The organism is Stenotrophomonas sp. NPDC078853 (assembly GCF_044901215.1).
GTDB lineage: Bacteria > Pseudomonadota > Gammaproteobacteria > Xanthomonadales > Xanthomonadaceae > Stenotrophomonas > Stenotrophomonas lacuserhaii.
This window is the reverse complement of the sequence record NZ_JBJDOQ010000002.1, coordinates 96,675-108,068: the sequence shown is the minus strand read 5'-3', so window position 1 is coordinate 108,068 and position 11,394 is coordinate 96,675. Positions and strand designations below refer to the sequence as shown.

The window sequence follows — 11,394 nt, the reverse complement described above, 5'->3', positions numbered from 1 at the left end:
CGCGCCTAGTGGTAGCCGGCGCCGGCTTCCACCTTGCCGCGGAATACCCGGTACGACCACGCCGTGTAGCCCAGGATCACCGGCAGCAGCACCACCAGGCCGACCAGGCTGAAGCCCAGCGACGACGCCGGCGCCGCTGCGTCCCACAGGGTCATGGTAGGTGGCAGGAGGTAGGGCCACATGCCCAGCACCAGCCCGGCGAAGCCGAGCACGAACAAACCCAGGCTGAGCAGGAACGGCGGCAGATCGCGCCCGGGATGCAGCGCGCTGCGCCACAGCGCGGCGGCCACCGCCAGGGTCAGGATCGGCACCGGCGACAGCCACCAGAAATTGCCGTCGGAGAACCAGCGCTGCATCAGGTGCGACTGCAGGAACGGCAGCCAGCTGCTGACCAGCCCCATCGCCACGATCACCGCCACCACCAGCGGCCGGGTCAACTGCCGGGCCAGCACCTGCACCGGGCCGGTGGTCTTGAGGATCAGCCAGGTGCTGCCGAGCAAGGCATAGCCGGCCACCAGCGAGGCACCGGTCAGCATCGCGAACGGGCTGAACCAACCGAGCGCCCCGCCGGTGTAGACCCCGTCGACGATCGGCAGGCCCTGCACCAACGCACCCAGGATGAGTCCCTGGGCGAAGGTGGCCAGCAGCGAACCCAGCCCGAAGGCCACGCTCCACAGCCGCTTGGAGCGGTGCGCCTTGAAGCGGAACTCGAAGGCCACGCCGCGGAACACCAGCGCCATCACAAGCAGCAGCACCGGCAGGTAAAGCGCCGACAGCAGCGCGGCGTACGCTTTCGGGAAGGCCGCCAGCAGGCCCGCACCGCCCAGCACCAGCCAGGTTTCGTTGCCGTCCCAGATCGGCGCGGCGGTGTTCATCATCTGGTCGAGTTCTTCTTCGCTGTGGGCGAACGGGGCCAGGATGCCGATCCCCAGCACGAAACCGTCCAGCACCACGTACATCAGCACGCCGAAGCCGATCACCGCGAACCACGCCACCGGCAGCCAGGTCATCAGGTCCATGTCAGCGCTCCTCCAGGGGTTCGTCCGCGCCGGACAAGGGACGCGCCGGGGTGTGGTGGCCGCCATCCAGCGAGGGGCCGTCTTCGTGCGGCCTGGGGCCCTGCCGCAGGATCTTCACCAGATACCAGATGCCCCAGCCGAACACGAAGGCATAGCCGACCACATAGACGCCCAACGACAGCGCGGTCATCCATGCGCTCTGCGGCCCCACCGCATCGGCGGTGCGCAGCAGGCCGTACACCACCCATGGCTGGCGCCCCATTTCGGTCACGAACCAGCCCGACACCAGCGCGATGAAGCCACTCGGCAACATCCAGTTCCAGCCACGCAGCAGCCAGGGCGACTGCAGCAGCCTGCCACGCCACAGGGCGATGACCGACACCAGCGCCAGCAGCAGCATCAGCGTGCCCAGCCCGACCATGATCCGGAAGGCGAAGAAGACGGGGGTGACCGGCGGCCGCTCGCTGGCCGGCACGGACGTCAGCGGCGCGATGGTCCCCTCGCGTGAATGGGTCAGGATGAGGCTGCCGAGCGTGGGGATGGCGACCTCGAAATCATTGCGTTCGTGTTCCTCGTTGGGCAGCGCGAACACCACCAGCGGCACCCCCTCCCCTGGCGCGGTTTCATGCCAGTGCGCCTCCACCGCCGCGATCTTCATCGGCTGGTGCTTGAGGGTGTTCAGGCCGTGCATGTCGCCAACGAAGATCTGCGCCGGCACGGTGATCGCGGCGAAGATCACGGCGGCGGTCAGCATGCGGCGGCCCGCTTCCACGTGCACGCCGCGGCGCAGGTAGAACGCGCCGATGCCGCCGATCACGAAGCAGGTAGTGATGAACGAGCCCAGCGCCATGTGGGTCAGGCGATACGGGAAGGACGGGTTGAACACCACCTTCCACCAGTCGACCGGATGCACGATGCCGTTGATCATCTCGAAGCCGGCGGGGGTATGCAGCCAGCTGTTGGAGGCCAGGATCCAGAAGGTGGACACCAGCGTGCCCAGGGCCACCATGCAGGTGGACAGGAAGTGCAGCCGCGGCGACACCCGGCCCCAGCCGAACATCATCACGCCGAGGAAACTGGCTTCCAGGAAGAAGGCGGTCAGTACTTCATAGGTGAGCAGCGGGCCGATCACCGACCCGGCTACCTGGATCAGGCGCGGCCAGTTGGTACCGAACTGGAAGGCCATGACGATACCGCTGACCACGCCCATGCCGAAGGACACGGCGAAGATCTTCTGCCAGAAGAAGAACAGTTCGCGCCAGATCGGGTTGCGGGTACGCAGCCAGCGCCATTCCACGAAGGCCAGCCAGCTGGCGGTGCCGATGGTGAAGGCGGGGAACAGCACGTGGAAACTGACCACGAAGCCGAACTGGAAACGGGACAACAGCAATGCGTCCAAGGGGACGTCCTCCTGCCGGGCGCGGGTGGGGATACCGGACCAGTCTGGGTGGATTTGCGTGAAGAAGGGATGCGACCGGGTGACGCGCTGCTTCACTTTGTCGCGGGGGTGCCAGCAACATCAAAAGCGTGCAGGGCTGGGGGTAGGTGGGGCGGGGTAGCTGTGCAGGACACGCCGTAAACCCATCCATGGGGGCTCGCTGTTGCCTTCCATGGCAACAGACGGTCCTGCACAGCCACCCCGCCCCACCTTCGACAGGTCCATGACGGCCTGGGAACATGCGGCTCTGGTAGCGCCGACCCATGGTCGGCGGATCGTTGGGGGAACAGGATCTGATGGTCTCCGCCGACCATGGGTCGGCGCTACCGCTTGCTTGCTGGCGGCCACGGGAACTGTCAGAGCGACGGGCGGGTGGGCTGTCCGGGACACTGTGAGGCAGGAGCCGAACAGTAGCCTACAAGGACGTACTTGCGGCGTGTCCCGGACAACCCACCCGCCCGTCGCCGTCCCAGAGCAAACCAGCCCTTGCATGACCTGTGGGCCAGCCCCTGCCGGGAAGGGGCTGCTACCCTTGGCCGGTTTTCTCCTTCACGGTGCGTCCCGTCCATGTCCCGAGTGCTGCCGCTGTCCCTGTTGTTGTCCGCCCTGCTGGCCGCTCCGGCCGTTCAGGCTGCGCCGACCCCGATCACCATCGAACAGGCCATGGCCGACCCTGACTGGATCGGGCCGCCGGTGGAACGCGCCTGGTGGTCCTGGAACAGCCAGCAGGTCGAATACCAGCTCAAGCGCAAGGGCAGCCCGGTCCGAGATACGTTCCGCCAGCCGCTCGGCGGGGGCGTCGCCGCCCAGGTGGCCGACGACCAGCGCGGCAGCCTGGACGTGGCCGATCCGGTCTATGACAGCAGCCGCAGCCGCATGGCCTTCGCCCGCAACGGCGATGTGTTCGTGCGCGACCTGCGCAGCGGCGCACTGACCCAGCTCACCCGTGGCAATGAACGCTCGAGCGGCATCAATTTCGCCACCGACGGCGGGGTGATCTGGCGCAACGGACAGAACTGGTTCCATTGGACTGCAGCGAACGGCGTGGCCCAGGTGGCCAGCCTGAAGGCCGAAAAAAATCCGTCCGACGCGCCCAAGGCCGATACCCTGCGCGAGCAGCAGCTGCGCACGCTGGAAACCCTGCGCCGCGACCGCGAACAGCGCGAGGCCCTGAAAGAGCAGGACCAGCGCTGGCGCGAGACCGACCCGACCCGCGCGCCGGGTCCGGTGTTCCTCGGCGCCGATGTGGAGATCGTCGACAGCGTGCTGTCGCCCGATGGCGTGCACCTGGTGGTGGTGACCAAGCCGAAGGGCTTCGAAGAGGGCCGCACCAGCAAGATGCCGCTGTACGTGACCGAATCCGGTTACGAAGAAACCGAAGACACCCGCACCCGCGTCGGCCGCAATGAGCCGGAACCGCATACCTTCTGGCTGGTCAATGCACGCACCGGCAAGGTCGACAAGGTCTCGCTGGACGCGCTGCCGGGTATCGGCACCGATCCGCTGGCCAGCCTGCGCAGGCAGGCCGGCAAGGACGCGCTGAAGGGCAACCGCCCGCTGGAACTGATGAGCGACTTCATGGGCGGCGGCATCCGCTGGAGCGCCGACGGCCAGCAGGCCGCGATCATGCTGCGCGCCAACGACAACAAGGACCGCTGGATCGTCAGCGTGGGCGCGGCCGATGGCCGCCTGCAGAGCCGCCACCGCCTCACCGATGCGGCTTGGATCAACTGGGGCTTCAACGATTACGGCTGGATGGCCGACGGCCGCACGCTGTGGCTGCTGTCCGAGGAATCCGGTTTCTCGCACCTGTATACCCAGGCCGGCACCGGCAAGCCGCAGGCGCTGACCAGCGGCAAGTGGGAGACCTCCGCGCCGGCGCTGTCGGCCGATGGCAAGGGCTTCTACTTCCTGTGCAACCAGCAGGCTCCGCACGACTATGAAGTGTGCAGCGTCGACGTGGCCAGCCGCCAGGTGCGGGAGCTGACCAGCCTCAACGGCGTGGAGGATTTCACCGTCTCCCCGGATGGCCAGCAGCTGCTGGTGCGCTACTCCGGCGCCTATCTGCCGGCCCAGCTGGCCGTGGTGCCGACGGCAGGCGGGCAGGCGCGCGTGCTGACCGACACCCGCAGCGCCGAATTCAAGGCGCGTGAGTGGATCCAGCCGAAGCTGGTTGCCGTGCCGTCCAAGCACGGTGCCGGCGTGGTCTGGGCGAAGTACTACGAACCGGAAAACAAGGAACCCGGCAAGAAGTATCCGATCGTGATGTTCGTGCACGGCGCCGGCTACCTGCAGAACGTCCACCAGCGTTATCCGGCCTATTTCCGCGAACAGATGTTCCACAACCTGCTGGTGCAGCAGGGCTACATCGTGCTGGACATGGACTACCGCGGCAGCGAGGGCTACGGCCGCGACTGGCGTACCGCGATCTACCGCAACATGGGCCACCCGGAGCTGGAAGACTACAAGGACGGCCTGGACTGGCTGGCCGAAACCCAGCAGGGCGACCGTGACCGCGCGGGCATCTACGGCGGTTCCTACGGCGGCTTCATGACCTTCATGGCGCTTTTCCGTTCGCCGGGCACGTTCAAGGCCGGCGCCGCGCTGCGTCCGGTGGTGGACTGGCACAACTACAACCATGCCTACACCGCCAACATCCTCAACACGCCGGACATCGACCCGGAGGCCTACCGCGTTTCTTCGCCCATCGAGTACGCGCAGAACCTGCAGGACCACCTGATGATCGGCCACGGCATGATGGACGACAACGTGTTCTTCCAGGATTCGGTCAACCTGACCCAGCGCCTGATCGAACTGCACAAGGACAACTGGACCATCGCGCCGTACCCGCTGGAACGCCATGGCTACACCCGTGCCGATTCCTGGCTGGACCAGTACAAGCGCATCCTCAAGCTGTTCAACGAAAACGTGAAGTAAGCGACCCGGATCGTGCCGATCCGCTCGGCACGATCGGTCTGGCGTTGCCTCCCCCTGCAAGGACACCGGATGTCACAGCTGCCTCCCACCCTGGCCCCCACCGGCCAGGCAAAACCACCGCGCACGGACTTCGTGCGCCCCATCGCGTTGACCACCCTGCTGGTCTGCGCGGCCATGATCGTGTGGTTCCTGCTGCAGGCGCTGGTGGCCTGGCCGCTCGGCGCCAGCCAGCCCTGGCAGATGCTGATCGAGCTGGCCGAGGAAAGCGGGTGGCCCGCCAGCCTGCGCTGGATGCTGGTCCACCCGGTGGCCACCAGCCTGCTGCTGGGCGCGGCCTGCGTGCCGTCGCTGGTCTCCAGCTGGGGCCTGTACAAGGGCACCCGCTGGGGCCTGTTGAGCTTCGTCTGGCTGCTGGTGATCACCGGCATCGGCAACATCGGCGTGGCGTGGTGGATGGATCGCGTCGCCGCCGTGTTGATCGGCATGCTCGGCGAGGCCGACGTGGTCGAGGCGCTGAATGCCCAGCGCATCCTGTTCACTGCCACCGTGCTCGGCAGCTGCGTGTTGTTCGCGGTGCTGCAGGGCTGGCTGGCATGGCGGCTGATGCGCCCGGACATCCGTTCGCGCTACTGACCTCCCCTCTTCCTTCTTTACTTCCCCCCCGGAGTCTGCATGTCAGTGATGACGTTGCCGCTGCGCGCGATCACCGCGCTTTTCCTTCTGTCCGCCACTGCCGTGGCCAGCGCACAGGACTGTGCTGTCTACGATGAGGCCACCTGTGGCAACCAGCTGTACAGCGCCGATGCAACGCGCCTGCAGCAATGGTGCGAGCAGGGCACCGGCGTGGCCTGCAGCGGCCTGCTGCGCGAATGGGTCAGCGAGGCGCGTCAGGCCGACACCCGCGCCCCCAACGACGACCCGGACCTGCAGGAACCGGCAGTGTGCAAGCAAGCCGACCCCGCCTATGACGAGCAGGCCTGCGAGGAGGCGGCCAAGGCGGCGCTTTCCAAGGCGCTGGGCATGGCGCTGACCGGAGTGTTCGACCAGCGTGAGATCGTGTTGCCGACGGCCCGGCTGGAGGCGCTGCAGTCGTTCTGCGTGGCGCATCCGGACGGCGATTTCTGCCGCGAGGTCGCCGAGGAACAGTGGAAAGCCGGCGGCTTCGCGCAGGCCGTGGCGGCGTTGCAGCTCAGCTGCCGCAGCGGCGATGAGCGCGCCTGCGAGCTGCATGCCCCGCTGCAGGCGCTCGGCGGCGCGCCGCGGCCGCAGCCGGCCACCAGCGTGCCGTGCGGCCAGTACCGCAGCGAGGGCGGCCTGCTGGACACGCTGGACTTCGGCGACGGCGGCCTGGTTGGATTGGGGTTGGGCGCACAGGCGCGCGCGCGGCTGGAAGACGGCGCGATCCGGCTGCGCCACGACAAGGGCGGGGACTTCGTGTTCCAGACTCTGCCCGGCGGCCGCCTGGTCGGTATGGACGAGTGGACCCGGATGCGGGTTTTCCAGCGTACCGGTGGCAAGGCGCAGTGTGCCGAAGCGGTGGTGTTCAACGTAGTGCCGCTGCCACGGGACTGCCCGCAGGCCGCCAGCGGGGATGGCGCCGCGGCCTGCTGCAAGGCCGGCAGCCTGCAGGGTTGCAACACACTGGGCAACCAGCAGGCCCTGGCCGGCGATTGGGTGAAGGCCGCCGGAAGCTATTTGCAGGTATGCCGCGCGGGCGTGCGCGAAGGCTGCGAGAACCTGGCCAGTGCACAGGAAAACAGCGCCGAGGTGGATGCGCGGGGGCAGTTGCAGCAGCTGTGCGAGGCCGACCGCAGCGGCCGTCACGTGGCCTGCGATGTGGTCGCCACCCGCAACTGGACACTGATGGAACTGGGCCGGGCGCTGCAGGACGCCGCCGAGGAGAGCAGCAAGGACGACCCACCGGCACCGTCGCGCACGCGCAACCACAAGCGCTGATGGCATCGGCCGAGCGTGGCCCGGCGCTACCAGCGCTGCAGCGGGCGGCGGGCACCGGCTAAACTGCACGCATGAACCAGTTCGACCGCGTCCGCGCCTACCTCACCGACCTGCAGGACCGCATCTGCGCCGCCATCGAAGGCGCAGACGGCCAGGCCCGTTTCCAGGAAGACCTGTGGCAGCGCGCCGAAGGCGGCGGCGGGCGCACCCGCATCCTGCGCGATGGCGCCGTGTTCGAGCAGGCAGGCATCGGCTTTTCCGACGTGGCCGGCAGCCGTCTGCCGCCTTCGGCCTCGGCCAACCGGCCGGAGCTGGCGGGCGCCTCGTGGCGTGCCACCGGGGTGTCACTGGTGTTCCACCCGCTCAATCCGCGGGTGCCCACCACCCATGCCAACGTGCGCTTCTTCCAGGCCGAACGGGACGGCCAGGTGGTGGCCAGCTGGTTCGGTGGCGGCTTCGACCTGACCCCGTTCTACCCCGTCGATGAAGACGTGCGTCACTGGCACCAGACCGCGCATGACCTGTGCGCCCCGTTCGGCGCCGAGCGCTATCCGGCGCACAAGCGTTGGTGCGATGAGTATTTCTTCCTGCGCCACCGCAACGAGACGCGCGGCGTGGGCGGGTTGTTCTTCGATGACCTGCATGGCGATTTCGAGCGCGACTTCGACTACCTGCGTGCGGTCGGCGATGGCTTCCTGGATGCCTACCTGCCGATCGTGGCGCGTCGCAAGGACGACCCGTACGGCGAGGCCGAGCGCGAGTTCCAGCTGTACCGGCGCGGCCGCTACGTGGAGTTCAACCTGGTCTACGACCGCGGCACCCTGTTCGGCCTGCAGAGCGGCGGGCGCAGCGAAAGCATCCTGATGAGCCTGCCACCCCGCGTGCGCTGGGAGTATGGCTTCCAGCCCGAATCCGGCAGCGCCGAAGCGCGACTGGCCGATTACCTGGTGCCGCGCGACTGGCTGTAACGGCGAGGCCCTGAAGATGCCCCAAATAAAAAGCCCCGCTGACCAGGGGGAGGTCAACGGGGCCGGGGAACGGGTGCTTGGGGAGGAGCCCCCGTTCCGAGATCTGCTCCAGGGGATGGGAGAGATCCACAACAGGCGTTGCGCCTGTTGGAGCCTATGGAAGCACTTCGAACATTGATGAATCGTGAAGGCGGCCCATTTAGCCAACCTCACCCACCAGAATATTCATCATTTAGTCAGCTAAATCCGTTCGATTAACCCATTCAGCGGCGTAAGGCGCCGAACGCGACTCAATGGGCTTGGTCCCAGTTGTGACCGTGTCCGGTATCGACCACCAGCGGCACCTTCAACTGTGCCGCTTGCGACATATGGAGGACCACCGCCGTACGCAGCTCGTCGATGTACCCGGCCTCGCACTCGAACACCAGTTCATCGTGCACCTGCAGGATCATCCTGGCCGGCGCCGCAGACGCCTTCAGCCAGCCGTCCACGTCCACCATCGCCCGCTTGATGATGTCGGCCGCGGTGCCCTGCATCGGTGCATTGATGGCCGCCCGTTCCGCACCGGCACGCAGGCCCTGGTTGCGCGCGTTGATGTCGTTCAGATACAGGCGCCGGCCGAACAGGGTCTCCACGTAGCCCTGCTCGCGTGCCTGCTGGCGCATGCGATCCATGAAATCGCGCACGCCGGGATACCGGCTGAAATACAGCGCAACGTAATCCTGTGCCTGGCCGCGGTCGATGCCCAGGTTGCGTGCCAGGCCGAATGCGCTCATGCCGTACATCAGGCCGAAGTTGATCGCCTTGGCGGCGCGGCGTTCGTTGCTGGTCACCTCGTCCAGGCTGCGCCCGAACACTTCGGCGGCGGTGGCGCGGTGCACGTCCGCGCCCTGTTCGAAGGCCCGTACCAGGCCCGGGTCTTCGGACAGGTGGGCCATGATCCGCAGTTCGATCTGCGAGTAGTCCGCGGCCAGCAGCAGCTTGCCCTCCGGTGCGACGAAGGCACGGCGGATGCGGCGGCCGTCGTCGGTGCGGATCGGGATGTTCTGCAGGTTCGGATCGGACGAGGACAGCCGCCCGGTGGCCGCACCGGACTGGTGGTAGCTGGTGTGCACCCGGCCGGTAGCGGCGTTGACCATCTCCGGCAGCTTGTCGGTGTAGGTGCTGCGCAGCTTGGCCAGGCCACGGTAGTCCAGGATCACCCGCGGCAGCTCGTGCTGTCCGGCGATCGCTTCGAGCGCTTCTTCGTTGGTGCTCGGCTGGCCCTTCGGCGTCTTCACCAGGGCCGGCAGCTTGAGTTCGTCGAACAACACCGCCTGCAGCTGCTTGGGCGAATCCAGGTTGAAGCTGCGCCCGGCCAGTTCGGTGGCCTTCTGCTGCGCAGCCAGCATGCGGGTGGACAGGTCCTGGCTCTGGCGGCGCAGTTCGGCCACGTCCACCTGCACGCCATTGGCTTCGATGCTGGCCAGCACCGGTACCAACGGCATTTCGATTTCCCGGTACACCTGGTCCAGCGACGGCAGCGCCAGCAACTGGGGCGCCAGCGCGCGATGCAGCCGCAGGGTCACATCGGCATCTTCAGCAGCGTAGCGGCTGGCCTCGTCGATGCCCACCTGGGAGAAGGAAATCTGCTTGGCGCCCTTGCCGGCCACGTCCTCGAACTTGATCGTGGTGTAGCCGAGGTAGCGCTGCGCCAGCGAATCCATGTCATGCCGGGTGGCCGTGGAGTTCAGCACGAAGCTTTCCAGCATGGTGTCGTCGTGGTATCCACGCACTTCGATGCCGTGCCGGCGCAGCACGTGCAGGTCGTACTTTCCGTGCTGGCCGAGCTTCTTCTTCGCCGGGTCTTCCAGCACCGGGCGCAGCGCATCCAGCACCTGCTGCATCGGCAGCTGGGCCGGCGCGCCGGGGTAATCATGGTTGAGCGGAATGTAGGCCGCCTTGCCCGGCTCCACCGCCAGGCTGATGCCCACCAGCCGTGCCCGCATGGCATCCAGCGCGTCGGTTTCGGTATCGAAACTGACCAGGTCGGCCTGCTGCAGCCGCTCGATCCAAGCCTGCAGCTGGGCCGGCTCCAGCACGGTCTCGTATTCGCCCGGCAACGACAGGGACGGATCCAGGGTGGCCACCGGCGCCTCTTGGCCACCGCCACGGGCAAAGCCAGCGGCCGTCCCGCGCAGGCTCGGAACCGCCTCGCTGGCCAGGTTCGGGGCCAGCCCCGCGCTGCCTTCCAGTTCCTTCAGCGCCTGGGTGAAGCCGTACCGTGCATACAGTTCGCGCAGTGCCTCGACGTTGCGCTCGCGCAGCGGCAGGTCCTGCGGCCCGGCTTCAAGCGCCACGTCGGTACGGATGGTCACCAGCTCTCGGTTCAGCGGCAGCCGCTCCAGCGCTGCGCGCAGGTTCTCGCCGATCTTGCCTTTCATGGTCGGCGCGGCGGCGATCACACCGTCCAGGTGCTGGTACTCGCCCAGCCACTTGGCGGCAGTCTTGGGACCACATTTCTCGACGCCCGGCACGTTGTCCACGGCGTCGCCCATCAAGGCCAGCAGGTCGACGATCTGGTCGGCGCGCACGCCGAACTTTTCCATCACCGCAGCGTCTGAATCCATCCGGCTGCCGGTCATGGTGTTGACCAGTTCGATGCCCGGTCGCACCAGCTGGGCGAAGTCCTTGTCCCCGGTGGAGATGGTCACGCTGAGGTCGCGCGCCACGCCCTGCAGGGCCAGCGTACCGATCACATCGTCGGCTTCCACGCCGGAAACGCGCAGGATGCTGATGCCCAGCGCGTCGACGATGCGGCACATCGGTTCGACCTGGCTGCGCAGCTCGTCCGGCATCGGCGGGCGGTTGGCCTTGTACTGGTCGTACAGGTCGTCGCGGAAGGTCCTGCCCGGCGCATCGACCACGAACGCCACGTAGGCGGGGCGCTCCTTCAGTGTTGCGCGCAGCATGTTGACCACGCCGAACAACGCACCGGTCGGTTCACCCTGCGGATTGGACAGCGGCGGCAGCGCGTGGAACGCGCGATACAGGTAACTGGACCCGTCGATAAGGACTAATCTGCTCATGCCACGAT

Annotated in this window: 7 protein-coding genes; 4 read left to right on the top strand and 3 right to left on the bottom strand. The window is 67.2% G+C overall.

The features are described from left to right. Positions 1–5: 5 nt before the first annotated feature. Both cydB and ACI2JH_RS02690 read right to left on the bottom strand, forming a co-directional pair. Complete coding sequence (gene cydB / locus ACI2JH_RS02695; RefSeq protein ID WP_101099417.1) at positions 6–1,019, bottom strand: cytochrome d ubiquinol oxidase subunit II; 1,014 nt, start codon at positions 1,017–1,019, stop codon at positions 6–8. Position 1,020: 1 nt separating this feature from the next. After that, complete coding sequence (locus tag ACI2JH_RS02690) at positions 1,021–2,418, bottom strand: cytochrome ubiquinol oxidase subunit I (protein WP_404735355.1); 1,398 nt, start codon at positions 2,416–2,418, stop codon at positions 1,021–1,023. Between the two features lie 606 nt (positions 2,419–3,024). On the opposite strand from ACI2JH_RS02690, the gene ACI2JH_RS02685 reads away from it, so the two are divergent. The 4 genes from ACI2JH_RS02685 (at position 3,025) to hemF (ending at position 8,318) form a co-directional block, all read left to right on the top strand. Continuing rightward, a complete protein-coding gene (locus ACI2JH_RS02685; protein WP_319276914.1) occupies positions 3,025–5,394 on the top strand; it encodes a S9 family peptidase in 2,370 nt (789 codons plus the stop codon). A gap of 69 nt (positions 5,395–5,463) precedes the next feature. After that, positions 5,464–6,027 (top strand): hypothetical protein, encoded by a 564-nt coding sequence (locus tag ACI2JH_RS02680; RefSeq protein ID WP_101099420.1) that lies wholly within the window; start codon positions 5,464–5,466, stop codon positions 6,025–6,027. 39 nt (positions 6,028–6,066) lie between these two features. After that, positions 6,067–7,350, top strand: a complete 1,284-nt coding sequence (locus ACI2JH_RS02675) for a hypothetical protein (RefSeq protein ID WP_319276919.1) — start codon at positions 6,067–6,069, stop codon at positions 7,348–7,350. 71 nt (positions 7,351–7,421) lie between these two features. Beyond that, positions 7,422–8,318 (top strand): oxygen-dependent coproporphyrinogen oxidase, encoded by an 897-nt coding sequence (gene hemF, locus ACI2JH_RS02670; RefSeq protein ID WP_319276922.1) that lies wholly within the window; start codon positions 7,422–7,424, stop codon positions 8,316–8,318. Positions 8,319–8,608: 290 nt separating this feature from the next. Here the strand turns inward: hemF and polA are convergent, their stop codons facing one another. Then, complete coding sequence (gene polA, locus ACI2JH_RS02665; RefSeq protein WP_349999448.1) at positions 8,609–11,386, bottom strand: DNA polymerase I; 2,778 nt, start codon at positions 11,384–11,386, stop codon at positions 8,609–8,611. Positions 11,387–11,394 lie beyond the last annotated feature (8 nt).